The sequence below is a fragment of the Pseudomonas rubra genome, from assembly GCF_028656935.1.
GTDB classification, from domain to species: Bacteria; Pseudomonadota; Gammaproteobacteria; order Pseudomonadales; family Pseudomonadaceae; genus Aquipseudomonas; species Aquipseudomonas rubra.
This window is the reverse complement of sequence record NZ_JAMDGZ010000068.1, coordinates 1-24018: the sequence shown is the minus strand read 5'-3', so window position 1 is coordinate 24018 and position 24018 is coordinate 1. Positions and strand designations below refer to the sequence as shown.

At 60.7% G+C, this 24018-nt stretch carries 22 protein-coding genes; 8 read left to right on the top strand and 14 right to left on the bottom strand.

The genetic code is table 11. From position 1 onward, the window contains the following. Positions 1-193: 193 nt before the first annotated feature. Positions 194-409, bottom strand: a complete 216-nt coding sequence (rpsU, locus tag M5G17_RS25100; RefSeq protein ID WP_002551877.1) for a 30S ribosomal protein S21 — start codon at positions 407-409, stop codon at positions 194-196. 201 nt (positions 410-610) lie between these two features. Between rpsU and tsaD the strand changes: the two genes are divergently transcribed. Further along, on the top strand, positions 611-1636 hold the full coding sequence (gene tsaD, locus M5G17_RS25095; protein WP_273895559.1) for a tRNA (adenosine(37)-N6)-threonylcarbamoyltransferase complex transferase subunit TsaD: 1026 nt from the start codon (positions 611-613) through the stop codon (positions 1634-1636). 25 nt (positions 1637-1661) lie between these two features. Here tsaD and plsY read toward each other — a convergent pair whose 3' ends face one another. Further along, entirely contained in the window at positions 1662-2231 is a 570-nt protein-coding gene (plsY, locus tag M5G17_RS25090; protein WP_130266574.1) for a glycerol-3-phosphate 1-O-acyltransferase PlsY, read from the bottom strand. Between the two features lie 74 nt (positions 2232-2305). On the opposite strand from plsY, the gene folB reads away from it, so the two are divergent. Both folB and folK read left to right on the top strand, forming a co-directional pair. Beyond that, positions 2306-2659, top strand: a complete 354-nt coding sequence (folB, locus tag M5G17_RS25085; protein ID WP_130266573.1) for a dihydroneopterin aldolase — start codon at positions 2306-2308, stop codon at positions 2657-2659. After that, positions 2650-3159, top strand: coding sequence for a 2-amino-4-hydroxy-6-hydroxymethyldihydropteridine diphosphokinase (folK, locus tag M5G17_RS25080; RefSeq protein WP_273895558.1), 510 nt, complete (start codon positions 2650-2652; stop codon positions 3157-3159). Before folB ends, folK begins: the two co-directional genes overlap by 10 nt. A gap of 47 nt (positions 3160-3206) precedes the next feature. On the opposite strand, the gene M5G17_RS25075 is transcribed toward folK, so the two are convergent. From M5G17_RS25075 to M5G17_RS25025, 11 genes are all read right to left on the bottom strand, one after another. After that, entirely contained in the window at positions 3207-4436 is a 1230-nt protein-coding gene (locus M5G17_RS25075) for a multifunctional CCA addition/repair protein (RefSeq protein WP_273895557.1), read from the bottom strand. Between the two features lie 55 nt (positions 4437-4491). Beyond that, complete coding sequence (locus M5G17_RS25070; protein WP_038998436.1) at positions 4492-6054, bottom strand: SpoVR family protein; 1563 nt, start codon at positions 6052-6054, stop codon at positions 4492-4494. Continuing rightward, a complete protein-coding gene (locus M5G17_RS25065) occupies positions 6051-7322 on the bottom strand; it encodes a YeaH/YhbH family protein (RefSeq protein ID WP_273895556.1) in 1272 nt (423 codons plus the stop codon). The genes M5G17_RS25070 and M5G17_RS25065 overlap by 4 nt, the downstream gene beginning before the upstream one ends. A 140-nt stretch (positions 7323-7462) precedes the next feature. Next, positions 7463-9385 carry a PrkA family serine protein kinase gene (locus M5G17_RS25060; RefSeq protein ID WP_130266568.1) on the bottom strand — a complete coding sequence of 641 codons (1923 nt, stop codon included), beginning with the start codon at positions 9383-9385 and terminating at the stop codon, positions 7463-7465. Between the two features lie 281 nt (positions 9386-9666). Then, complete coding sequence (gene glpE / locus M5G17_RS25055) at positions 9667-9996, bottom strand: thiosulfate sulfurtransferase GlpE (RefSeq protein WP_273895555.1); 330 nt, start codon at positions 9994-9996, stop codon at positions 9667-9669. 14 nt (positions 9997-10010) lie between these two features. Continuing rightward, positions 10011-10886, bottom strand: a complete 876-nt coding sequence (locus M5G17_RS25050; RefSeq protein ID WP_273895554.1) for a symmetrical bis(5'-nucleosyl)-tetraphosphatase — start codon at positions 10884-10886, stop codon at positions 10011-10013. Then, positions 10886-11266: a Co2+/Mg2+ efflux protein ApaG gene (gene apaG / locus M5G17_RS25045; protein WP_273895553.1), complete on the bottom strand. Its 381-nt coding sequence runs from the start codon at positions 11264-11266 to the stop codon at positions 10886-10888. The genes M5G17_RS25050 and apaG overlap by 1 nt, the downstream gene beginning before the upstream one ends. A gap of 103 nt (positions 11267-11369) precedes the next feature. Beyond that, complete coding sequence (gene rsmA / locus M5G17_RS25040; protein ID WP_273895552.1) at positions 11370-12176, bottom strand: 16S rRNA (adenine(1518)-N(6)/adenine(1519)-N(6))-dimethyltransferase RsmA; 807 nt, start codon at positions 12174-12176, stop codon at positions 11370-11372. Further along, positions 12173-13162 carry a 4-hydroxythreonine-4-phosphate dehydrogenase PdxA gene (gene pdxA, locus M5G17_RS25035; protein ID WP_273895550.1) on the bottom strand — a complete coding sequence of 330 codons (990 nt, stop codon included), beginning with the start codon at positions 13160-13162 and terminating at the stop codon, positions 12173-12175. The genes rsmA and pdxA overlap by 4 nt, the downstream gene beginning before the upstream one ends. Then, positions 13159-14478, bottom strand: a complete 1320-nt coding sequence (locus tag M5G17_RS25030) for a peptidylprolyl isomerase (RefSeq protein WP_273895547.1) — start codon at positions 14476-14478, stop codon at positions 13159-13161. Before M5G17_RS25030 ends, pdxA begins: the two co-directional genes overlap by 4 nt. After that, positions 14459-17257, bottom strand: coding sequence for an LPS-assembly protein LptD (locus M5G17_RS25025; protein ID WP_273895545.1), 2799 nt, complete (start codon positions 17255-17257; stop codon positions 14459-14461). The genes M5G17_RS25030 and M5G17_RS25025 overlap by 20 nt, the downstream gene beginning before the upstream one ends. 130 nt (positions 17258-17387) lie before the next feature. Between M5G17_RS25025 and M5G17_RS25020 the strand changes: the two genes are divergently transcribed. The 3 genes from M5G17_RS25020 to M5G17_RS25010 are packed head-to-tail and all read left to right on the top strand — an operon-like array spanning position 17388 to position 19847. Beyond that, the gene (locus M5G17_RS25020; RefSeq protein WP_273895544.1) at positions 17388-18413 is read left to right on the top strand and encodes an aminoglycoside phosphotransferase family protein; all 1026 of its coding nucleotides are present in this window, start codon (positions 17388-17390) and stop codon (positions 18411-18413) included. Next, on the top strand, positions 18410-19081 hold the full coding sequence (gene murU / locus M5G17_RS25015; RefSeq protein ID WP_273895542.1) for an N-acetylmuramate alpha-1-phosphate uridylyltransferase MurU: 672 nt from the start codon (positions 18410-18412) through the stop codon (positions 19079-19081). Before M5G17_RS25020 ends, murU begins: the two co-directional genes overlap by 4 nt. A 1-nt stretch (position 19082) precedes the next feature. Then, positions 19083-19847 (top strand): TerB family tellurite resistance protein, encoded by a 765-nt coding sequence (locus M5G17_RS25010; RefSeq protein ID WP_273895596.1) that lies wholly within the window; start codon positions 19083-19085, stop codon positions 19845-19847. Here the strand turns inward: M5G17_RS25010 and M5G17_RS25005 are convergent. Continuing rightward, on the bottom strand, positions 19844-20848 hold the full coding sequence (locus M5G17_RS25005) for an alpha/beta hydrolase family protein (protein WP_273895541.1): 1005 nt from the start codon (positions 20846-20848) through the stop codon (positions 19844-19846). The two genes, M5G17_RS25010 and M5G17_RS25005, sit on opposite strands and share 4 nt — an antisense overlap. A 94-nt stretch (positions 20849-20942) precedes the next feature. Here M5G17_RS25005 and M5G17_RS25000 point away from each other — a divergent pair, with 94 nt between their 5' ends. Continuing rightward, positions 20943-23333 (top strand): PAS domain-containing sensor histidine kinase, encoded by a 2391-nt coding sequence (locus M5G17_RS25000; RefSeq protein ID WP_273895540.1) that lies wholly within the window; start codon positions 20943-20945, stop codon positions 23331-23333. 9 nt (positions 23334-23342) lie between these two features. Beyond that, positions 23343-23972 (top strand): response regulator, encoded by a 630-nt coding sequence (locus M5G17_RS24995; RefSeq protein WP_273895539.1) that lies wholly within the window; start codon positions 23343-23345, stop codon positions 23970-23972. Positions 23973-24018: the final 46 nt, after the last annotated feature.

Here is a 24018-nt window from a genome sequence, read left to right as displayed (position 1 = left end):
TCTGCAGCCGGTGAGGGCTCGTCAGGAAGGACGTGCACAGCTGGCGTTGCGGCCAGTTCTGACGATTCAGGCAGGTTGTCCATGCTGCTAGGCAGCAGGACGCCTCGGGCCCGAAGGCCAAAGGTTCAAGCAGCGACTGCCGGCAGCCCGGCTTTAGGCCGGGCGAGGCAGAAGCTTGCGACGAACGTCTGTATTAGTACAGACGAACGGCGCGGCGCTGTTCGCGCTGAACTTTCTTGGCGTGACGTTTAACAGCGGCTGCTGCTTTGCGCTTACGCTCAGAAGTCGGCTTCTCGTAAAATTCGCGGCTACGAACTTCAGCCAGAACACCGGCTTTTTCGCAGGAGCGCTTGAAACGACGCAGAGCTACGTCGAAGGGTTCATTCTCTTTAACTTTGACGGCTGGCATCCAGAGCTACCTTCATTCATTACCGGGGTCAACGAACTCGTGGCAAAAATGTGCGCTGGAGAACGTCGGTTTTTAAGGGTTGCGGATGTTAACCCTTAGCTGACCGGAATGCAAAGCCTCTGATCGAAAACCGCTGGTCGGCGTCGGGAGTGGGGACTATCATGCGCGCCTTCGAATTCAGCCTCAACAAGGCACGGACCCATGCTAGTACTGGGATTGGAAACATCCTGCGACGAAACCGGCGTCGCATTATACGACAGCGAGCGCGGCCTTTTGGCCGATGCGTTGTTCAGTCAGATCGACCTGCACCGTGTCTATGGCGGGGTGGTGCCGGAGCTGGCCTCGCGTGATCACGTCAAGCGTATGTTGCCGTTGATCCGCCAGGTGCTGGCTGAAGCCGACTGCGTCGCCACCGAGATCGATGCTATCGCCTACACTGCAGGTCCCGGCCTGGTAGGCGCCTTGCTGGTGGGCGCATCCTGCGCCCAGGCCTTGGCATTTGCCTGGGGCATCCCGGCCCTTGGCGTGCATCACATGGAAGGCCACCTGCTGGCGCCGATGCTCGAAGAGCAGCCGCCGGAATTTCCGTTCGTCGCCTTGTTGGTGTCGGGCGGGCATACCCAACTGGTGCGTGTCGACGGCATTGGCCAGTACGAGCTGCTCGGCGAGACCCTCGACGACGCCGCTGGCGAAGCGTTCGACAAGACTGCCAAGCTGATCGGTCTGCCCTACCCGGGCGGCCCGGAGATCGCCCGACTGGCGATCCAGGGCGTGCCGGGGCGTTTTGTCTTCCCGCGGCCGATGACCGACCGTCCGGGGCTGGATTTCAGCTTCAGCGGCCTGAAAACTTTCGCCCTCAACACCTGGCAGCAGTGCCAGAGCGCTGGAGATGACGGTGAGCAAACGCGTTGCGACGTGTCGCTAGCCTTCCAGCACGCGGTGGTGGAGACTTTGACCATCAAGTGCAAGCGTGCCCTCAAGCAGACTGGCCTCAAGCGTCTGGTGATTGCGGGAGGCGTCAGCGCCAACAAGGCCTTGCGTGCCTCGCTGGAAGACATGCTGACGGGCCTCAAGGGCAATGTGTATTACGCCCGGCCACAGTTTTGCACCGACAACGGCGCCATGATTGCCTACGCTGGCTGCCAACGACTGGCTGCCGGGCAAAAGGAGAGCCTGGCGATCAGCGTGCAGGCGCGTTGGCCGATGGAGCAGTTGGCACCGCTTTAAGGTGAGTGCCGCTCATGCGCGGGATTCAGAAATGCCGTTCGCGTCCGGCGAAAAGGTCGCGTAGATTGCCGCGGTGACGCCAGACGATCAGCACGGTCAGCACGCTGATCGGCAACAGCGCTTCCGGCTCGCGCCAGGCCAGCAACGGCAGGGTCAGGGGTGTTGCGATCAGTGCCGCCAGCGAGCTGGTACGGGTCAGGTAGAAGGTCAGCAGCCAGGCGCCGATGGCCAGCAGGGCGGCTGGCGGGTAAAGCCCCAGCAGCATGCCGGCGGCGGTGGCGACACCTTTGCCGCCGCGAAAGCGGAAGTACACCGGGAACAGATGGCCAATCACTGCGCACAAGCCGATCCAGGCCTGTTGCTGCAGGTCGAGGCCAGCAAGATTGGCGATCAGCACGGGCAACAGGCCCTTGCACAGGTCGCCAAGCAAGGTCAGGACCGCCAGTTTGCGGCCGGCCAGGCGCAGCATGTTGGTTGCACCGGCATTGCCAGAACCGCTCATGCGCGGGTCCGGGCTGCCATTGAGGCGGCTGAGGACAATGGCAAAGGACAGAGAGCCGAGCAGGTAGGCGCACAGCGCCAGTAACCAAAACATGCTAACCATTCCGGGCGAGGACGCCCTGATTCTAGCGGCGCAAGTCGCCCTTGTCGTGCTGTGGAGAGAAGTGCTTGGACAGAGTGTTCATCGAGGGGCTGGAAGTCGATACCGTGATCGGCGCCTATGACTGGGAGCGCGGAATTCGCCAGTGCCTGCGTCTGGACCTAAGTTTCGCCTGGGACAACCGTCCGGCAGCGGCCGGTGACGACCTGACCCTGGCGCTGGACTATGCCAGTGTTTCGGCGCGTATCCAGGCGTTTGCCGAGCAATCCGAGTTCCAGTTGGTGGAAACCTTCGCCGAACGTCTGGCGGCGGTGCTGATGAGCGAGTTCCAGATTCCCTGGTTGCGTCTGAAACTGACCAAGCCGGGCGCAGTGCCTGCTGCCAGCGGGGTGGGTGTGGAGATCGAGCGCGGATGTCTCTGAACAGGGTTTACCTTGGCCTTGGCAGCAATGTCGAGCGTGAACGGCATTTGACGGCGGGGCTGGATGCGCTGGCTGGTTTTCTCCAGGACCTGCAGTGTTCGGCAGTGTTCGAAAGCCAGGCTGTGGGAATCAAAAGCGGCCCGTTCTTCAATCTGGTGGTGACCGGGCTGACCGATATGCCATTGATGGAGCTGGACCGTCGGCTCAAGTTCATCGAGGCCGATAATGGCCGCTACGCACCAGAGCGCAAGGGCCTGCCGCTGGATATCGATGTGCTGATGTACAACGATCTGCATGGCAGCTTTGACGGGCTGGTGTTGCCGCGGGCGGAGATTCTCAAAAATGCATTTGTGTTGTGGCCGCTGGCGTTGATTGCGCCGCAGCTGATGCATCCGGGGGCCTGTAAAACCATGGGCCAGCTGTGGGCCGAGGCGCAGATCGAGCAGGTGCTGGCGCCGGTACCGTTCGAGTGGTGCGGGCAGCAACTGACCGGTCTTTAGTTTCAATCGCGGGGCGATGCGGCGATCCGACTTGCCCCGCGATGGCCTCAACGCTTGGCGCTGTCCTTGTAAGCCTTCAACGCCTTCAGCCGTTCGCCCTTGAGCGCCTCGCCCAGCGCCTGCCCGGTCAATCCCCTCTGAACCAGTGGTTGGACCTGAACTGCCCGTGCCGCTGCTGCTGCGCCGCGCAGATACTCCGCCTGTGGGTACTCACGCTGCTCCAGCCCTTTGCGGCCCCGGGCGTCCATCTCGCAGGCAGCGATAAACTCCTCGAAACGCTGCGGCCGCCGGTACACGTCGAAGCTTTGCAGCAGTTCGAGCAGTGTCGAGGCCCTCAGTTCCAGTGCCCGATGGCAGTGGGTGTGGTACTCGCCCACCAGCAAAGCCAGCTCCTGGCATTCGCGTGGTACCTTGAAGCGCTGGTTGACTGTCTTGATCAGCTTCAGCCCGCGTTGCTCGTGAGCGATGTGCCTTGGCCATTCCTCTACAGGGGTCAGCCCCTTGCCCAGGTCATGCAGTAAGCACGCCCAGCGCACGCTCAGGGGCTGTTGGTGCAGGGCTGCTTGTTCGAGCACCGAGAGGGTGTGGACGCCGCTGTCGATTTCTGGATGATGGGCTGGCGGCTGCGGCACGCCGAATAGCGCATCGAGCTCCGGCATCAACTGCTTGAGGGCGTCGCAATCACGCAGAACCTGGATGAACACCTGCGGTTGATCTTCCATCAGGGCTCGGGCAATTTCTTTCCAGTTGCGCTCGGCGGTCAGGGCCTGCAGCTCGCCCGATTCGCTGAGTTGGTGCATCAATTCGAGGGTTTCCGGGGCCACGCTAAAGCCCAGGCTGGCGTACCGTGCGGCAAAGCGGGCAACACGGAGTACGCGCAGAGGATCTTCGGCGAACGCCGGGGATATATGGCGCAAGATACGGTCATTTAGATCCTTCTTGCCGTTATACGGATCGTAAACCTGCCCCTGTTCATCTTCGGCCATGGCATTGATGGTCAGGTCGCGGCGGATCAGGTCTTCTTCCAGGGTGACTTCGGGGCTGGCGTGAAAGGTGAAGCCGCCATAGCCCCGTCCGCTTTTGCGCTCAGTACGGGCCAGGGCGTATTCCTCGCCACTTTGGGGGTGCAGGAACACCGGGAAATCCGCACCGACCGGTCGATAACCCAAGGCTTGCATTTGTTCGGCTGTAGCGCCGACGACGACCCAGTCGATATCGCTGACCGGCCTGCCGAGCAGACGGTCGCGTACGGCGCCGCCGACTTTGTAGATCTGCATGTGAAACCTCCGTTGATGCCACAGGATAACCTGTCTGGCAGCAACGGAGGACGCGCTAGAGGTGCACTACAGCCAAGTCCAGGCGACCGTAGTCCGCTTCGCCATGCTCGCCTCTGGGCGGCACGTGGTGGGTTTTCATCACCTGATCGCCCTGCAGGGTCTCCAGGTGAATATCGAAGCCCCACAGGCGATGCAGGTGCTTGAGGACTTCCTCGGTGGAGTCGCCCAGGGGTTTGCGGTCGTGTTGCTGGTGGCGCAGGGTCAGGGAACGGTCGCCACGGCGGTCGATACTCCAGATCTGCACGTTGGGTTCGCGATTGCCCAGGTTGTATTGGGCGGCCAGGGTTTCACGGATGATCCGGTAGCCACTTTCGTCGTGGATCGCCGGCACCAGCAGGTCTTCGCGCTGATCGTCATCGAGGATGCTGAACAGCTTGAGGTCGCGGATTACCGTGGGTGACAGGTACTGGAGAATGAAGCTTTCGTCCTTGAAGCTGCTCATGGCGAACTTGATGGTCGACAGCCAGTCGCTGCCGGCGATGTCGGGGAACCAGCGGCGGTCCTCTTCGGTGGGGTGTTCGCACATGCGGCGGATGTCGCGGTACATGGCAAAACCCAGGGCGTACGGGTTGATGCCGCTGTAGTAGGGGCTGTCGAAACCGGGCTGGAATACCACGCTGGTGTGCGACTGCAGGAACTCCATCATGAAGCCTTCGGTGACCAGGCCTTCGTCGTACAGGTCGTTCATCAAGGTGTAGTGCCAGAAGGTTGCCCAGCCTTCGTTCATGACCTGGGTCTGGCGTTGCGGGTAGAAGTACTGGGCGATCTTGCGCACGATGCGCACGATTTCGCGCTGCCAGGGTTCGAGCAATGGCGCGTGCTTTTCAATGAAGTAGAGGATGTTTTCCTGGGGTTCGGCCGGGAAACGTGCGTTGTCGCGATCGCTGTTCTTGTCGGCGCCCTTGGGAATGGTGCGCCACAGGTCGTTGATCTGCTTTTGCAGGTGTTCTTCGCGTTCCTTCTGCCGGCGCCGCTCCTCTTCGGCGGAGATCGGGTACGGCCGCTTGTAGCGGTCGACGCCGTAGTTCATCAAGGCGTGGCAGGAGTCGAGCAGGTCTTCCACGGCATCGATGCCATGGCGCTCCTCGCATTGGGTGATGTATTGCTTGGCGAACACCAGATAGTCGATGATCGAACTGGCATCGGTCCAGGTGCGAAACAGGTAATTGCCCTTGAAGAAGCTGTTGTGCCCGTAGCAGGCATGAGCGACCACCAGCGCCTGCATGCAGATGGTGTTTTCTTCCATCAGGTAGGCAATGCAGGGATCGGAATTGATCACGATCTCATAGGCCAGGCCCATCTGGCCGCGGCTATAGGACTTTTCAGTGCTGAGGAAGTGTTTGCCGTAGGACCAGTGGTGATAGCCCAGGGGCATGCCGACCGATGCATAGGCATCCATCATCTGCTCGGCGGTGATCACTTCGATCTGGTTGGGGTAGGTGTCCAGGGCATAGCGCTCGGCCAGGCGGCTGATTTCCCGGTCATAGGCCTGGATCAGTTCGAATGTCCATTCGGACCCGGTGGAGATTGGGTGGCGCTTCTGCTCTCTAGCGGTCATGTCACTAACCTGCGCTGGAAGAGTTCACGGAAGACCGGATAGATATCGCCGGCCGACACCAGCTGCTGCTGGGCAAACGTATCGGCAAAGGCTTCGCCGATACGCTCATACTCGTACCACAATGCCTGATGTTCACGAGGGGTAATCTCGACGTAAGTGTAGTACTGGACGAACGGCATGATCTGATTGGTGAGGATTTCGCGGCAGATCGGTGAGTCATCGTTCCAGTTGTCACCGTCCGATGCCTGGGCTGCATAGATGTTCCAATCATTGGCCGGGTAGCGCTCGGCCATGATTTCCTGCATCAGCTTCAGGGCGCTGGAGACGATGGTGCCGCCGGTTTCCCGGGAATAGAAAAACTCCTCTTCATCCACCTCACGGGCGCTGGTGTGGTGGCGGATGAACACCACTTCGATCTTGTCGTAATTCCGCTTGAGGAACAGGTACAGGAGGATGAAGAAGCGCTTGGCGATGTCTTTGGTGGCCTGGGTCATGGAGCCGGAAACGTCCATCAGGCAGAACATCACCGCCTTGGAGCTGGGGTTGGGTTGCTTGACCAGCAGGTTGTACTTGAGGTCGAACGTGTCGAGGAACGGTACGCGATGGATGCGCGCACTCAGTCGTTGGATTTCCCCTTCAATTTCCTGAATATCACCGAAGTTGTCTGGTTCTTCTCGCTTGAGTCGCGCCAGTTCCTCCTGGGCCACGCGCAGTTTCGCCCGGCTGCTGCCGGACAGGGCGATGCGTCGGGCATGGGCCGAGCGCAGGGTGCGGATGATGTTGATCCGCGACGGATTGCCTTCATTGCTGATGCCGGCGCGTACGGTCTTGAAGGTGTCGGTGCCGGTCAGGTGACGCTTGACCAGGTTGGGCAGTTCGAGGTCTTCGAACATGAACTCGAGGAATTCTTCCTGAGTGATCTGGAAGACGAACTCATCCATGCCCTCACCGGAATTACCGGCTTTACCACGGCCGCCTCCGCCGCCGCCGCCTTGTGGACGGGCGATATGTTCGCCTGCGGTGAATTCCTTGTTGCCCGGGTGTACCACGGTCTGTTTGCCGCCGCGGCCATGGTGCAGCACCGGTTCGTCGATGTCGCGGCCGGGGATGCTGATCTGTTCGCCATGCTCCATGTCGGTGATGGAGCGGCGGCTCACGGCCTCCTCGACGGCTTTCTTGATGTGGTCACGGTAACGCCGCAAAAAGCGCTGGCGGTTGACCGTGCTCTTGTTCTTACCGTTCAGGCGTCGGTCGATTACGTAGCTCATGGTCCCTCCGGTGACTGGATGCAGCTACAGGCCTCAAGCTTCAAGCTGCAAGAAAGAGCAGCCACCGCCGCTGCAAGCTGGTGCACCGGCCTCAGGGACGGTGCTGAGCAACTTGCAGCTTGCGGCTCGTCACTTGCCGCTTACTGCGATTTCCTGACCCGCAGGTACCATTCCGAGAGCAGCCGAACTTGCTTGTCTGTGTAGCCGCGTTCCACCATTCGGGTGACGAAGTCGTTGTGTTTCTGTTGATCCTCTTTGCTGGCTTTGGCGTTGAAGCTGATGACCGGCAGCAGGTCTTCGGTGTTGGAGAACATTTTTTTCTCGATAACCACCCGAAGTTTTTCGTAGCTGAGCCAGGTCGGGTTCTTGCCGTTGTTGTTGGCCCGGGCGCGCAACACGAAGTTGACGATCTCGTTGCGGAAATCCTTCGGGTTGCTGATGCCGGCCGGCTTCTCGATCTTCTCCAGCTCTTCGTTGAGGGCGATGCGATTGAGGATCTCGCCGGTTTCCGGGTCGCGGTACTCCTGGTCCTGGATCCAGAAGTCGGCGTACAGCACGTAGCGGTCGAAGATGTTCTGCCCGTACTCGCTGTAGGACTCCAGGTAAGCGGTCTGGATTTCCTTACCGATGAACTCGATGTAGCGCGGTGCCAGGTACTCTTTCAGGAAGCGTAGATAGCGTTCGCGTACTTCGGCCGGGAACTGTTCCTGTTCGATCTGCTGTTCCAGCACATAAAGCAGGTGCACCGGGTTGGCGGCAATTTCATGTGGGTCGAAGTTGAATACTTTCGACAGGATCTTGAAGGCGAAACGGGTCGACAGGCCATTCATCCCCTCATCGACCCCTGCGGAGTCGCGGTATTCCTGTATCGACTTGGCTTTTGGATCGGTGTCTTTGAGGTTCTCCCCGTCATAGACGCGCATTTTCGAGTAGATATTCGAGTTTTCCGGTTCTTTCAGGCGCGACAGCACGGTGAACTGGGCCAGCATTTTCAAGGTGTCGGGCGCGCAGTGAGCCTTGGCCAGTGAGCTGTTGAACAACAGTTTGTCGTAGATTTTGATCTCGTCACTTACCCGCAGGCAGTACGGTACTTTGACGATGTAGATCCTGTCGATGAAGGCTTCGTTGTTCTTGTTATTGCGGAAGGTGTGCCATTCCGATTCGTTGGAGTGGGCGAGCAGAATCCCGGAATAGGGGATCGCCCCGAGCCCTTCGGTACTGTTGTAGTTGCCTTCCTGCGTTGCTGTCAGCAACGGGTGCAGCACCTTGATAGGCGCCTTGAACATTTCGACGAATTCCATCAGGCCTTGGTTGGCCCGGCACAGTGCGCCCGAATAGCTGTAGGCATCGGCGTCGTTCTGCGGGTATTCCTCGAGCTTGCGAATATCGACCTTGCCCACCAGGGCGGAAATATCCTGGTTGTTCTCATCGCCCGGTTCGGTTTTGGCTACGGCGATCTGGTTGAGAATCGACGGGTAGAGTTTGACCACCTTGAACTGGCTGATGTCGCCCCCGAATTCGGCAAGCCGCTTGGTTGCCCAAGGCGACATGATGGTGTTCAGGTAACGCCGTGGTATGCCGAAATCCTCTTCGAGAATGGCGCCGTCTTCGGTGGCGTTGAACAGCCCTAGCGGAGACTCGAATACGGGTGAATCCTTGATGGCGTAGAAGGGTACCTTCTCCATCAATTGCTTGAGCTTTTCAGCCAGGGAGGATTTACCACCCCCTACCGGGCCAAGCAGGTAAAGGATCTGCTTCTTCTCTTCCAGGCCTTGGGCCGCATGGCGGAAGTAGGAAACGATCTGGTCAATGCATTCTTCCATGCCATGGAAGTCTTCAAAGGCTGGATAGCGGCGGATCACCTTGTTGGAGAAGATGCGCGACAGCCTGGAATTGTTCGAGGTGTCGACCAGCTCAGGCTCGCCGATAGCCATCAACAGGCGTTCGGCCGCCGAGGCATAAGCGCTGCGATCGCTTTTGCAGAGCTCAAGGTACTCTTGCAGCGAAAGTTCTTCCTGACGGGTGGACTCGAAACGTTGTTGGAAGTGGCTAAAGATACTCATGACGTCACCTCGCTCGATACGTGGAGCCGACGCCGGATCAGTCAGTTGATGCTGGCATGCAATCGGCACTGCCGACTGCTGTATACCCCCCAGAACACCTAGAACTCGCTACCGATGACCCGCACGCCGGTGTACCGGCTCTCCCCTTTTTGGATGGCCTGGGCTTAAGGATAGTTGGTAATCCGGGAGGTCAAGGGCGGTTGTACATGAAGTTCGCCGTGACCGTTCGTCTGGTCAGGCGCGAGCCCGCTCAGGACGCGGGCTGCGGCAGATGAAAAAAATTATTCGGCAGTGCCTTGGGCGGTTTCTGCAGGATACGTACTGCGCCACAGCTCGAAGCCGCCGTCGAGGCTGTAGACGTCGGAAAAGCCCTGACTGATCAGGTAGGCGGCAGCACTCTGGCTGGAATTGCCGTGATAGCAGACCACCACGGTGGGTGCATCGAGATCGGCAGCACGAATGAAGTCCGCTACCGAGTGGTTGTCCAGATGCTTTGAACCTGTGATGTGGCCGGCGGCAAAGGTTGGCTGGTCGCGAATATCGACCACGACCGCACCTTGCTCGCGCAGCGCTTGGGCCTGCTCGGGAGGGATGCGTTTGAATTCGCTCATGGGGACGGTTTCCTTCAGGACTGGTCGTTCATTCTAGCCGCTTGCGCAGGCGCAGATGGTATTCGGGGAGTGCCTTGGTCGGTGCATTCGCAATGATGAAATGCGCCGGTATCCACGTTGTACAGGGTCATGGCGCCGCCCCACACGCAGCCGGTATCCAGGGCTATCACCCCGGGCTCCTTGCAGCGGCCTTCAAGGGCTGCCCAGTGACCGAAGATGATCTTCACATGCCGTGAACGGCGGCCCTTGTGCGCGAACCACGGCTTATAGCCGGGTGGGGCGGTGTCGGCGCCTTCCTTGCCCTTGAGGTCGAGCTTGCCTTCGCTGGTGCAAAAACGCATGCGGGTGAAATAGTTGGTGATCACCCGCAGGCGGGTAACGCCGCTCAGGTCCTTGCTCCACTTGTTCGGCTCGTTGCCGTACATGCCGTCGAGGTAGGGCTTGAAGCGGTTGTCGTCGCGCAGCACTTCCTCGACTTCACCTGCCAGTTCCAGGGCCTTGCCCAGGGTCCACTGCGGTGGGATTCCAGCATGCACCAGGACCACGCCGCGTTGTTCGTCGTAGTGCAGCAGCTTTTGCCGGCGCAACCAGTCGAGCAATTCGTCGGCATCGGGGGCGGCGAGGATCTCGCGCAGGGTGTCGCTTTTCTTCAGGCGCTCGATGTTGTGCCAGGCGGCCAGCAGGTGCAGGTCATGGTTGCCCAGCACGCACACCAGCGATTCGCGGATCGAGTAGAGGAAACGCAGGGTTTCCAGTGATTCTGGGCCGCGGTTGACCAGGTCGCCAACCAGCCACAGGCGATCGATTGCCGGGTTGAAGGCAACCCTCTCAAGTAGGCATTTGAGTGGCTGCAGGCAGCCTTGCAAGTCTCCGACTGCGTATACCGCCATCAGTGCAGGGCTCCGGGGACGGCGAGGCGGAAAGGCGCGATGACTGCGTCGAAGCGCTTACCGTCTTCAGCAAACATCTGATAGCTACCCTGCATGGTGCCGACTTTGGTGCTGATCACCGCGCCACTGCTGTAGGTATGGCTTTGCCCGGGCTCGATCAGCGGTTGCTGGCCGATAACGCCGGCGCCCTTGACCTCTTCTACATGGCCATCACCGTTGGTGATCAGCCAGTGGCGTGACAGCAGTTTGGCGGGCACAGAACCGTTGTTCTTCACCGTGATGGTATAGGCGAAGGCGAAACGATCGTTTTCGGGGTCGGATTGTTCTTTGAGATAGCGGGTCACGACGCTGACGTCGATCTGGTAGCGGGGATCAGACATGCAAGGGGCCTTGGCAACAGACGCGGATACGGCGATGGCGTCAGTCTAGGCTATCAGCGGGGTGGCAGGCCAGTCATGCGGGCATGACTGGCCTTGGGCAGGCTTACGCTGCGCCCTGTTGCTCGGCCAGCTTGTCGGCCAGGCGCACGAACGCGGCGAGGTCCAGTTGCTCCGGGCGCAGGCTGCCATCGACGCCGGCGGCTTCGATGGCTTCGCTGCTGAGCAGGGCCTTGAGGGTGTTGCGCAGGGTCTTGCGACGCTGGTTGAAGGCTTCGCGAACGACGCGTTCCAGCAGGCGATGGTCCTTGGCCGGGAACGGCAGGGTCTGGTGCGGGACCAGACGTACGATTGCCGAATCGACCTTGGGCGGCGGGTTGAACGCGCCTGGGCCAACGTTGAACAGGTGTTCCACCCGGCAATGGTACTGCACCATGATCGACAGACGGCCCCAGTCACCACCGCCCGGGCCTGCGGCCAAGCGCTCGACCACTTCCTTCTGCAGCATGAAGTGCATGTCGCGGATCAGCTCGGCATTGGCCAGCAGGTGGAAGATCAGCGGGGTGGAGATGTTGTACGGCAGGTTGCCGACCACGCGCAGGCTGTTGGGTGCTGCGCCGAGGGTGTTGAAGTCGAACTTCAGTGCATCGCCTTGGTGCAGGCGGAAGTTGTCGCGGCCAGCGAACTGCTGGTTGAGGATCGGTACCAGGTCCTTGTCCAGCTCGACCACGTCCAGCTGTGCGCCGCTGGCCAGCAGGCCGGACGTCAGGGCGCCTTGGCCTGGGCCGATCTCCAGCATGCGTTCGCCGGCCTTGGCGTGGATCGAGCGCAGGATGCGGTCGATGACCCCGGCGTCGTGCAGGAAGTTTTGGCCAAAGCGCTTGCGCGCCTTGTGTTGGTATTGCTCGGTCATTTTCGGGTCTCGGCCATCTGGTAGGCGGTTTCCAGGGCGACTTGCAGGCTGCCGGTGTCGATCTTGCCGCTGCCGGCCAGGTCCAGGGCGGTGCCGTGGTCGACCGAAGTGCGGATGATCGGCAGGCCCAGGGTCACGTTGACCGCAGCGCCGAAGCCTTTGTACTTGAGCACGGGCAAGCCCTGGTCGTGGTACATCGCCAGCACTGCATCGCAGTGCTCCAGATATTTGGGGGTAAACAGGGTGTCGGCGGGCAACGGGCCGCGAAGGTCCATGCCTTCGCGGCGCAAGCGCGCCAATGTTGGTTCGATAGTGTCTATTTCTTCAAAGCCCAGATGGCCACCTTCGCCGGCATGCGGGTTGAGGCCGCAGACCAGGATGCGCGGGTTGGCAATACCGAACTTGTGTTGCAGGTCGGCATGCAGGATCCGCGTGACACGCTCCAGGCGCTCGCTGGTGATGGCGTCGGCAACCTCGCGCAGGGGCAGGTGAGTGGTCACCAGGGCCACGCGCAGGCCGCGGGTCGCGAGCATCATCACCACTTGCGCGGTGCTGGTCAGGTCGGCGAGGAACTCGGTATGGCCAGAGAAGGCGATGCCGCTTTCGTTGATCACGCCCTTGTGCACTGGGGCGGTAATCATTCCGGCGAAATGCCCGTCCAGGCAGCCTTGCCCGGCACGGGTCAGGGTGTCCAGCACGAACGCGGCGTTGGCCTTGTCCAGCTGACCCGCTACCACCGGTTTGTGCAGCGGCGTATCCCAGACGTACAAGCTGCCTGCTGGTGCAGGCTGGTCGGGGAGCGCGTCGAGACTGACGGGTAGCAGCGTGACTGCCACGCCCAGCTGCGTGGCCCGCTCGGCGAGCAGGTCACGGCTGGTAATGGCAATCAGGGGGTGCGGCTGGGCTTGCGCGGCGAGCAGCAGGCACAGGTCGGGACCTATGCCGGCTGGCTCGCCGGGTGTGAGGGCGAAGCGCTGAGGTTTCACTGCGCGGCCTGATCGACGCCAGGAAGTTTGATTTCGACATAAGCTTCGTCACGGATCTGACGCAGCCAGGTCTGCAGCTCTTCGTCGTACTTGCGGTTACGCAGCACGTTCATCGCTTGTTGCTCGCGGGCTTGTTCGGTGCTGTCGGTGGCGCGACGGCCCATCACTTCTAGGACGTGCCAGCCGTACTGAGTTTGGAATGGCTTGGTCACCACACCTTGTTGGGCGTTGGCCATCTGCTCGCGGAATTCGGGTACCAGGGCGCTTGGATCGACCCAGTTCAAATCGCCACCATTGAGGGCTGAACCTGGATCCTCGGAGAAACTCTTCGCCAGTTCAGCGAAGTCTTCGCCATTCTGGATGCGGTCGTAGAGCCGTTGGGCCAGTTCCTTGGTCGCCGCTTCGCTACGGATTTCGCTCGGCTTGATCAGGATGTGGCGCACATGTACTTCGTCGCGCATCATCGCTTCGCTACCACCGCGCTTTTCCTGCATCTTGATGATGATGAAACCGGTAGGAATACGCAGCGGTTGAGTAATCTCGCCGACGCTCAGGCTGCTGAGCATCCTGGCGAAGTCAGGTGGCAGCTGACCGGCTTTGCGCCAGCCCATTTCGCCGCCTTCCAGGGCGTTTTCGCTGGCGGAGTTTTCGATTGCCATCCGAGCGAAGTCAGCGCCGCTCCTCAGTTTCGAGTACACCTCGCCGGCTTTCTGGGCCGCCGCCTGGATCTGCGTCGAGTTGGCGCTCTCCGGGGTCGGGATCAGAATATTGGCCAGTCGCCATTCTTCCGACAATTGCATCTGGCCCTGCTCCGAGGCAAGGAAGTTCTTCACTTCCTGCTCCGAAACCTGGATGCGTTCGGCGACTCGGCGCTGACGCACGCGGCTGATGATCATCTCGCGACGCACCTGCTCGCGGGCATCGTCATACGACAGGCCGTCACGTGCCAGGGCCGCGCGGAACTGCTCCAGGCTCATGCCATTGCGCTGGGCAATGGTGCCGATGGCCTGGTTCAGCTCTTCGTCAGTGATGCGGATGCCTGAGCGGTCGCCGATCTGCAGTTGCAGGTTTTCGACGATCAGGCGCTCGAGCACCTGTTGCTCCAGCGCGCCGGCGGGCGGCGCGCCGCCACCACGCTTGGCGATGGTCTGCTGGACTTCACGCACGCGGCTGTCCAGCTGGCTTTTCATCACCACGTCGTTATCGACGATGGCCACAACGCTGTCCAGAGGTTGCGGGGCGGCATGCGCCGCGCCGCCCAGCAATACTGCGCCCAGCAACAGCGGGCGCAGACAATCAGTAAGCTTGGTCTTCACGAGTACGATAACCTTGAATGCCCTTGTCGAGGAAAGACTCGACCTTATTGCCCACTACGCCGCCGAGGCCTTTCAGCACAATCTGCAGGAAGACGCCGTGGTCGCCTTTTTCGTTTTGTGGAGTTGCCTGGCTAAAGTCGTCGTAATCAATCCAGTAACGGTTGATCAGACGTAGCTTCCAGCAGCAGTTGTCATATTCGAAACCACCGAAGGCTTCCAGGGTACGGTTGCGGTTGTAGTCGTGCTGCCAGCGTGCAATCGCGGTCCACTGTGGAACGATCGGCCACATGACCGAGAAGTCATGTTGTTGGATTTTGTAGTAGTCCTTCACATAGTTATCGTCGCCCGGCTTGCCATAGTCCCCGCCACCCACTTGCCAGCGGCCGGTGGTGGTGTTGTAGGTGACCATGTCATTGCGGTAGCGGTAACCGAGGTTGACCACCTTGTTGACGTTGTCTTCAGGCTGGTAGTGGAACATGGCGCTGCCCGAACGGGTGCTGCGGCTGTCCGGATCCCAGTTGAAGTCGGAGTTGAAGCGCCAGTCGCGGTTGAAGCGGTACTCGTACTCGAGAGCGTACGGGGACACATCCGACTGTGCGTCCTGGCGGTCCTTGTAAGCGATACCAGGCAGTTGAACCTTACGGTCCTTAAAGTAATAGGCTTGACCAATACTGAAGCGTTGGCGTTCGAAGCCATTCTCTTCGATCCAGCGGTTGGTTACGCCGAGAGACAACTTATTCTCATCACCGATGCGATCATTGCCGCTGAAGCGGTTGTCGCGGAACAACGAGGCGTAATTGAACAGAGACTCGCTGGTATCAAAGATCGGAATATCAGTCTGATCTTTATAAGGCACGTTCAAGTAATACAAGCGTGGTTCCAGCGTCTGCTTGTAGTTCTTGCCAAACCATTGGGTACTACGATCAAAGTACAGGCCGCTATCGACGCTGAAAATCGGCACGTCGCGGTTTTGTGAACTTCGGAACGTCTCATCAGCAAGCAAAGTATTCTTGCCACGTTGATCGAGGTCGAGGTCGTAGTTCGTGTAAGCGTACTTGACGGACGGGACGAGGAACGCATAGCTCCAAGTCATAGGTAGGCTCACGGAGGGCTCGACATGCAGCCGGGTGCCATTCGCGCGTGCGAGGCCGGCGACGTTGTAGTCGATGCTCCGCCCAGACGCATTGACGCTTGTGTCCAGTTCGCCGTCTTTATTCTTTACAAACCCACTGTCTAGGTCTCGATCAAACCTGACTGCTTCGGTTGCGTAAGAAAAATTCAGGCCACCCGGATGGTATGGCAATAGGCCGCTAAAGGTGATCTGCGGCAAGCGATCATACGGTGTAATCTGGGAAATGGTCGCCAGCTCAAATGATTGAACATTCAGTCCAGCCGTGTAGTCGTCGCCGCGCCAAGTGAGCTTACCCTGCTGGTTGATGAAATCACGGCTTTCAACACCAATCTGATCCGACTCCAGATCCTGGAAGTAGAACGGATCGCTGATGTCGGTGTAATCGACTTCAGTCATCAGGCGCTCATCCAGGCCACCCTTGTGCTGCCAGTTGACCATCCAGCGCTGATCTTTGTAGTCCGTCTGCAGCTTACGGTCATCGTCCTTGTCGTTCAGGTAAGCACCACCAAACTGCCCTTCGCTGGACTTGGTCAGGTAGCGGAACTCGCCTTCCATCAACATGCCGCGCTTGGCCATGTAGCGTGGGTACAAGGTGGCGTCGTAGTTCGGCGCCAGGTTGAAGTAGTACGGCGTGACCAGCATGAAGCCGGTATCGCTGCTGGTGCTGAACGACGGCGGCAGGAAGCCGGACTGGCGACGGTCATCGATCGGGAAGTAGATATACGGTGTGTAGAACACCGGCACATCCTTGACCCGCAGGGTGACGTTGGTCGCGGTACCGAACCCGGTGGCCGGGTTCAGGGTAATGTTGTTGCCTTTGAGCTGCCAGGCGTTGCTGTTCGGCTCACAGGTGGTGTAGGTACCATCCTTGAGGCGGATGATGGCGTTCTCAGCACGCTTGGCGTAAAGGGCGCTGCCGCGGATGCGCGATTTGTGCATCACGTATTCGGCGTTGTCGACCTTGGCTTCACCGGTGTCGAGCTGGATGTCGGCATGGTCGCCCACGACCAGCGAGCCGTTGTCGCGAATCTTCACGTTGCCGCTCAACTCGCCACGGTTCTCGGCCTGATACAGATTGGCCTCGTCGGCTTCGACCTGCATGCTGCCCTGGCGCATGACCACGTCACCGGCGAGGGTGGCAATCTGCTGCTCCTGCTGGTAGCGCGAGACCTTGGCACCGATGAAGGTCGGCGATTCGTCTTTGGGCGTGGTATCGGTCATGCCCGGACGGGTCGGCTCGATGTAGGCACCGGCGCAATATGGCCCGGTTTCGGCGAGCTGGGCCGGGGTGAGCTGATCACGCGGCACCCAGTCCAGGTGGCTGGCATCGGGGCTGCGCGATTTCAACACACGACCTTCGGCTTCGGTGACCAGCACAGGACCTTGAGCCTGTTCCTGGGCGACTTCGGCGGAGCCGGTTGGCGTTTCGCCGGACGAACTGGCGGCAGCACCGACGTGCACCGGGCGCGGCGGCAATGCGGCGGCAGGGGTTTTGGGCTTGCAGTCCCAGCCTCCGGCAGCAGACACTTGGCAGTCGAACTGCTCAGCGGCAACCACGTATGGGGTGGCCAGAGGTTGCATCGCCAGCAAACCGCCGGTGACCAGCAACGGGAATTTTTTACGAAACGCGGGGGATTTCAATGCCATCTTATTAGTCCGGGCTTCCTGCGTGCCATCTGCCCGCGTGTGGGGCCGCACGCCTCTCGATGGTCTGAAAAAGATGCTGGATAATAAAGCATGACCCGCTTGACGGCTAGGGCCGTCGGAGACCCTTGTAATGCCCGATCACGATGTACGCTTGCAACACCTGGAAGTCTGGCTCGCCGAGCAGCTGGCAAATCTGTTCAATGAACAGGGCTGGGGCACGGTTCCTGCGGGTAGCCTGACCGCCGCCAGCAGCGATGCGAGCTTTCGCCGCTACTTTCGCTGGCAGGCCGAAGGCCACAGTTTTATTGTCATGGATGCGCCACCGCCACAGGAAAACTGCCGGCCGTTCGTGGACATTGCTCACTTGCTGGCCAGTGCAAAGGTCAATGTTCCGGTCATTCATGCCCAGGACCTTGCGCGTGGTTTCCTGCTGCTCAGTGACCTGGGCACCCAGACCTACCTCGATGTGATCAACGCAGACAACGCCGATGTCCTGTTCAACGACGCCATTGAAGCGCTGCTGGCCTTCCAGCAGTTGCCGATGAACGCGCTGTTGCCCAGCTACGACGTCGCGTTGCTGCGCCGCGAACTCGAGCTGTTTCCCGAATGGTACGTGGGCCGCGAACTGGGCCTGGGCTTTACCGACGCGCAACTGGCCGCCTGGCAGCGCATCAGCAGCCTGCTGATCGACAGCGCCCTGGCTCAGCCGAAGGTGCTGGTGCACCGCGACTATATGCCACGCAACCTGATGGACAGTGAGCCGAACCCCGGCGTGCTGGATTTCCAGGATGCCGTATACGGGCCAGTCACCTATGACATCACCTGCCTGTTCAAGGACGCTTTCCTGAGCTGGCCGCAGGCACGGGTACAAGGCTGGCTGAAGGATTACTGGCAGCGCTCCCAGGCCAAGGGCATCCCGGTGCAGGCCGATTTCGAAGATTTCCACCGCGCCAGCGACTTGATGGGCGTGCAGCGCCACCTCAAGGTCATCGGCATCTTCGCACGCATCTGCCACCGCGACGGCAAGCCGCGTTATCTGGCCGATGTGCCGCGGTTCTTTGCCTATATAGATGAAGTGATCAGCCGCCGTCCGGAGCTGGCCGAACTCGATGAGCTGATCGAGAGCCTGCAGGCCGCAGCTGGAGCGCGTCCATGAAGGCGATGATTCTCGCTGCAGGCAAAGGCGAGCGGATGCGTCCACTGACTCTGCACACCCCAAAACCGCTGGTGCCGGTCGCTGGCATGCCGCTTATCGAGTATCACCTGCGTGCGCTGGCGGCGGCAGGTTTCAAGGACGTAGTGATCAACCATGCCTGGCTTGGGCAGCGGATCGAAGATCATCTGGGCGATGGTTCGCGCTGGGGCCTGAGCATCAGCTACTCGCCCGAAGGCGAGCCACTGGAGACCGGTGGCGGCATCTTCAAGGCTTTGCCATTGCTGGGGAGTGAGCCATTTTTGCTGGTCAACGGCGATATCTGGACTGAGTACGACTTCGCTAGCCTGCCGAAGAGTATCGATGGCTTAGCCCACTTGGTGCTGGTAGATAACCCTGGCCATCATGGCAAAGGCGATTTTGCTCTGGAGCAAGGTCAGGTCAGTGATGGGGCTGCCGATGCCGATACCCTGACCTACAGCGGTATCGCCGTGCTGGCCCCGCAATTGTTCGCCAATTGCCAGGCCGGGGCGTTCAAGCTGGCACCGCTGCTGCGCCAGGCGATGGCTGCCGGGCAGGTCAGTGGTGAGCATTACCGCGGGCGCTGGGTGGATGTTGGCACTCTGGAACGCCTGGCCGAAGTCGAGCAACTGCTCGCCGAGCGCCGCTGACATGTTGTGGCCGAGCACAGTGATAGGTGCCGGGGCAGGCTTTGCCATCGCCAGTATTCCAGGGGCTTTGCTGGGGGCGTTGCTGGGTCAGGCGATGGACCGCCGTTTGCAGTTGCACAGTTGGGCGCACTTGCGCGAGCGCTTGGGCGGGCGGCCGGTTATGCGCGACGACGAGGTACTGTTTGTATTGCTCGGGCGCCTGGCCAAGAGCGACGGGCGGGTGGGCGAAGGCCATATCCAGCAAGCGCGAGTGGAAATGCAACGTCTGGAAATGAGCGAACCGGCCAGGCGCCGGGCCATTGCCGCCTTCAATCGAGGCAAGCGTGGCAAGGAACGTTTGGGGGCGCACCTGCGCCGCCTGAAGCAACAGCCCCATGCCGCCGAAGGCATTTTGCGTGCCTGTTGGCGCATGGTCTGGGCCGATGGCCAGGCCGGTCGACACGAGCGTGAGTTGCTACTGGCGTGGGGCCAGGCTCTGGGGTGGTCGTCGGCCAAGGTTAAGGCACTGGCTCTGGACTATGAACCGCAAAAGGCGGCACTCACCGACGGCTCTCTGGGTTATCCACAGGCCTTGCGCATGCTCGGGGTTGATGCAGATACCGAAGCCGGGCAGGTCAAGCAAGCCTATCGACGGTTGCTCAGCCGCCACCACCCGGACAAGCTGGTGGGCAATGGCGCAAGCCCGGCGCAGGTTCGCGAGGCAACAGAACGTACCCGCGAGCTGCATCAGGCCTACGCTGTCATACGCAAGCGCCGCGGCTTCTAGTCGAGCTGCTGCGGGCTGAGCCAGCCACGGATGCGGCGGAACAGTTGTTCCTGTTCCGCTGCGCTGTTGCCTGGCATGGCGGTCAGGCTGATCTGGCGGTAGTTGGCGTCCTTCAAACGCTTGCTGGCCTGCAGGCGTTGCTCGGCCGCGCGTTTTGCCGGAGGCAGGGCCGCGTAGAAAAAGTCCGCAGTGGGTACTTTCAGGCTCGGCGCCAGGCTATCCAGGCCTTGTTCGGCGCGTGCCGGGGTCTGGGCTGCGACCATCACCAGTTTCTGCACCTGCGCCGGTTGCCGCTCGTTCAGGTAGCGGGCTGCCCAATAGGCGCCAGTGCCGTTGCCGAGCAATACAATGCTGCGGGCATTGTGTTGTTGGGCATAGGCGACGGCAGTATCGAGGCGGGCGAAGATACGTTCGGCATCGGCCTTGTCATCCTCTACCGGGGCCTTGGCCTGCTCGGTGCTCTCGCTTGTTTCGTTCTCGGCCGTCGTGGCCTGCTCGATGCTGGCATTGGCATTGGCCGGGGTGTCCTTGACCGGCGCACTTTCGCCTTGCTCGGCTTTCTTGGCAGGTGCCGGCGCGGCTTCAACACGCGCTTGCGGGCTGTCGCCGAGCAAGTCCGGCTGAGCCAGGCTCAGGCTGTGCCATCCTGCATCGGGAAACTTGTGCCTTAGTGGGCCGACGGTTTTCGGCCAATCGGCAGTCTCTCCCGCGCCGGCAAGAATGATCAGGGCGCCTTCAGGGTCGGGGGTGTTGGCCGGTTTCCACAGGGCCAGGAAACTGTCGCTGCCAGCCTGCAGGGTTTGCTGTTCGGCTTGAGGGACTTGGCGTTCGAGGGCCAAGGCATCTTCCTGGCTGCGTTCGGCCAAAGGCTGACGCTCGACGGCGGCAGGTTTAATGTCTGCAGCAGGCTCTGGCGTTTCGCCAGCGGCCGCTTGTACGGTACAAGGTAGTATCAATGACAGGCATAACGCCGGCAGCGTCGTGCGATAAAGTGCGAACATGGATCGATCCAGGCCAGATTAATACCGGCAGCCTAATAGTATTTGCTCGGGACGGCCATGCTCGGTGGCCGTCCTACCCTTGATGAGAGTGCAGATGAAGCTTTTGCGCTGCCTATTACTTATCGGCTGTTTTTGCCCGCCCTTGATCGCGTGGGCGGCTTCCACTGTCGCGCCTGCGCAGGTTGTGCTGGAGCCGGCCCAGCAGCAGTGGCTCGAGCAACATCGCAGCCTGCGGGTCGGCCTGGTACTGCAGGCGCCCTTTGCCCAGTTCGATCGGCGCCTGCAACAGCTTTACGGGGTCAATGTCGAGTTGATGAACTGGCTCGGCCGTTCGTTGGGCCTGGACCTCACCTGGCGCAACTTCCCCGACCAGGCAGCACTGGAGCACGCGCTTCAGGCCGGAGAAATCGATCTTGCACCAGGCCTGACTCAGACCCCGGCCAGTTTGCGCTTGTGGTTGTTCAGTGATCCGTACATGCGGGTGCCGCAACTGATTGTCGGGCCGCGTTCTGGCGCCGTGGCGGTGGACCTGGAAAAGCTGGCCAGCACCGACCGGGTGGCCGTGCGCATGCCCAGCACCGTCGCCGACTATCTGCGAGCCACTTACACGAACCTCAACCTGCAAGGTGTGCCGCAGGAGCGTGAGGCCTTGCAGTTGGTGCTCAGTGAGCAAGCCAGGTTTGCCGTGGTGGATGAGGCGCAATTGAGCCGCCTGTCACGGGAAAGTGAGTTCAGCGAGCTGGTGGTGGTCGGGGATATCGGTCTGCCGCAGTTGCTCAGAGTCGGCTCGCGTCGCGATTGGCCGCAACTGGCCGCAGTGCTTGAGCGGGGCCTGCAGGCGATTGCAGCCAAGGACCTTGAACAACTGCACCAACGCTGGCTTGAACCCAAGTACCCGCGCCTGAGCGAGTCACCGGGCTTTTGGCAGAATCTTGGCCTGCTGCTGGCGGCGCTGCTGCTCAGTTGCGTGGCCATCGTCATCTGGCAGCGTCGACAATTGCATCAGCTCGAACACAGCCTGTTGGCCACCCGCGATACCCTGGCCCAGCGCCAGGCCCGTGAAGAAGCGTTGCGCCTGAGCCAGTTTTCCATCGACCAGAGCACTGTGGGTATTCTCTGGGTCAATTGGGACAGCCATGTGCGCTATGCCAACCGCGCGGCCGAAAGCATGCTGGGCTATGCCAGCGGGGCGCTGATTGACCGGCCGTTGATCGACTTCGAGCCGAACCTGCACATGGACCGTTGGCTTGATCTGTGGAAGCGCGCCCGGGCCAGCGATGAAGCCCCCCAGCATTTTGAAACCCAATGCCTGCGTACTGATGGCAGCCTGTTGCCGGTGGATGTGTCGCTGAGTTTTCTGCGTTTTCGCGACGCCGAATACCTGGTGGTGTTTCTCACCGATGTCACCGAACGTCGGCGTGCGCTGGCAGCGCTGCGCGAGAGCGAGGCGCGGCTCAAGGGCATTGCCGGCAACGTACCGGGCCTGGTGTTTCGTCTTGAGCGCAACCCGGCGGAAGGCGAACTGGAGTTCCCCTATATCAGTGAGGGCAGTGAAGCACTGGTGGGTTACACACCAGTGGCGCTGCAGCATCCGGACATGGGCCTGCGCAACCTGGTGCACCCGGAGGACCGCGCCGATTACCACCGGGTTCAGGACCTGGCCCTGGCCAGCGATAGCGACTGGTCCTGGCAAGGGCGCATCCTGACCCGCAAGGGTGAGCAGCGCTGGGCGGATATCAAGGCCAGTACCCGTACCCTGGCGGATGGCCGGGTGGTCTGGGACGGGGTGGTCTGGGATATCAGCCAGAGCAAACGTGTCGAGCTGGAGTTGGCCCGCTCTCAGGAGCAGTTGCGTGAACTGTCGGCGCACCTGGAAAGCGTTCGCGAAGAGGAAAAAGCCCGTATCGCCCGGGAAGTGCACGATGAACTGGGACAGATGCTGACGGTACTGAAGCTGGAAACGTCCATGTGCGAACTGGCCTACGCTGAACTGGACCCAGGCCTCAACGAGCGCCTGGGCAGCATGAAGCGTCTGATCGCCCAGCTTTTTCAACTGGTGCGTGATGTGGCCACCGCCTTGCGCCCGCCGATCCTCGATGCTGGAATCGCTTCGGCCATCGAGTGGCAAGCGCGACGCTTCGAAGCACGTACGCAGATACCTTGCCTGGTGCATGTGCCGGAAAACCTGCCACCCTTGAGTGATGCCAAGGCCATTGGCCTGTTCCGCATCCTGCAGGAGGCGCTGACCAATGTCATGCGTCATGCTCAGGCGCATACTGTGCAAATCAGCCTGAGCCTTGACGCCCAGGCACTGTGCTTGACGGTGATCGACGACGGCGCAGGATTTGTCCTGGAACAAAGCCGGCCAAGCTCATTCGGCCTGGTCGGCATGCGCGAGCGGGTGCTGATGCTGGGCGGCCGCATGACCTTGGAAAGCGAACCGGGCGAGGGCACTAGCCTGAGCGTGGCCATCCCCCTGGATTAGGAGCGTTGCGTGATTCGAGTACTGGTTGCCGAAGACCACACCATTGTCCGCGAAGGCATCAAGCAGTTGATCGGCTTGGCCAAGGACATGCAGGTGGCGGGAGAGGCCGGCAACGGCGAGCAATTGCTTGAAACCTTGCGTCATACCGACTGCGAGGTAGTGCTGCTGGATATCTCCATGCCCGGGGTCAATGGTCTGGAGGCAATCCCGCGGATTCGTGCGCTGAACAACCCACCGGCGATCCTGGTGCTGTCAATGCATGACGAAGCGCAGATGGCGGCGCGAGCGCTGAAGATAGGCGCTGCCGGTTATGCAACCAAGGACAGCGATCCCGCCCTGCTGCTGACCGCCATTCGGCGAGTGGCGGGTGGCGGGCGCTACATCGATCCGGACCTGGCTGATCGCATGGTTTTCGAGGTCGGTCTGACCGATGCCCGGCCCTTGCATTCGTTGCTGTCGGAGCGCGAGTTTTCGGTGTTCGAGCGCCTGGCCCAAGGCGCTAACGTCAACGACATTGCCCAGCAACTGGCGCTGAGCAACAAGACCATCAGCACCCACAAGGCGCGGCTGATGCAGAAGCTCAATGTGACTTCGCTGGCGGAGTTGGTGAAGTACGCGATGGAGCACAAGCTGTTGTGAGTGTTCCAGATGCGACATTGCGCTGATCCCATCGCGGGGCAAGCCC

Excerpts from the sequence above, each read along its gene's own strand:
- rpsU (WP_002551877.1), bottom strand. The coding sequence starts at position 409 with ATGCCAGCCGTCAAAGTTAAAGAGAATGAACCCTTCGACGTAGCTCTG.
- tsaD (WP_273895559.1), top strand. The coding sequence starts at position 611 with ATGCTAGTACTGGGATTGGAAACATCCTGCGACGAAACCGGCGTCGCA.
- plsY (WP_130266574.1), bottom strand. The coding sequence starts at position 2,231 with ATGTTTTGGTTACTGGCGCTGTGCGCCTACCTGCTCGGCTCTCTGTCC.
- folK (WP_273895558.1), top strand. The coding sequence starts at position 2,650 with ATGTCTCTGAACAGGGTTTACCTTGGCCTTGGCAGCAATGTCGAGCGT.
- M5G17_RS25075 (WP_273895557.1), bottom strand. The coding sequence starts at position 4,436 with ATGCAGATCTACAAAGTCGGCGGCGCCGTACGCGACCGTCTGCTCGGC.
- M5G17_RS25070 (WP_038998436.1), bottom strand. The coding sequence starts at position 6,054 with ATGACCGCTAGAGAGCAGAAGCGCCACCCAATCTCCACCGGGTCCGAA.
- M5G17_RS25065 (WP_273895556.1), bottom strand. The coding sequence starts at position 7,322 with ATGAGCTACGTAATCGACCGACGCCTGAACGGTAAGAACAAGAGCACG.
- M5G17_RS25060 (WP_130266568.1), bottom strand. The coding sequence starts at position 9,385 with ATGAGTATCTTTAGCCACTTCCAACAACGTTTCGAGTCCACCCGTCAG.
- glpE (WP_273895555.1), bottom strand. The coding sequence starts at position 9,996 with ATGAGCGAATTCAAACGCATCCCTCCCGAGCAGGCCCAAGCGCTGCGC.
- M5G17_RS25050 (WP_273895554.1), bottom strand. The coding sequence starts at position 10,886 with ATGGCGGTATACGCAGTCGGAGACTTGCAAGGCTGCCTGCAGCCACTC.
- apaG (WP_273895553.1), bottom strand. The coding sequence starts at position 11,266 with ATGTCTGATCCCCGCTACCAGATCGACGTCAGCGTCGTGACCCGCTAT.
- rsmA (WP_273895552.1), bottom strand. The coding sequence starts at position 12,176 with ATGACCGAGCAATACCAACACAAGGCGCGCAAGCGCTTTGGCCAAAAC.
- M5G17_RS25025 (WP_273895545.1), bottom strand. The coding sequence starts at position 17,257 with ATGGCATTGAAATCCCCCGCGTTTCGTAAAAAATTCCCGTTGCTGGTC.
- M5G17_RS25020 (WP_273895544.1), top strand. The coding sequence starts at position 17,388 with ATGCCCGATCACGATGTACGCTTGCAACACCTGGAAGTCTGGCTCGCC.
- murU (WP_273895542.1), top strand. The coding sequence starts at position 18,410 with ATGAAGGCGATGATTCTCGCTGCAGGCAAAGGCGAGCGGATGCGTCCA.
- M5G17_RS25010 (WP_273895596.1), top strand. The coding sequence starts at position 19,083 with ATGTTGTGGCCGAGCACAGTGATAGGTGCCGGGGCAGGCTTTGCCATC.
- M5G17_RS25005 (WP_273895541.1), bottom strand. The coding sequence starts at position 20,848 with ATGTTCGCACTTTATCGCACGACGCTGCCGGCGTTATGCCTGTCATTG.
- M5G17_RS25000 (WP_273895540.1), top strand. The coding sequence starts at position 20,943 with ATGAAGCTTTTGCGCTGCCTATTACTTATCGGCTGTTTTTGCCCGCCC.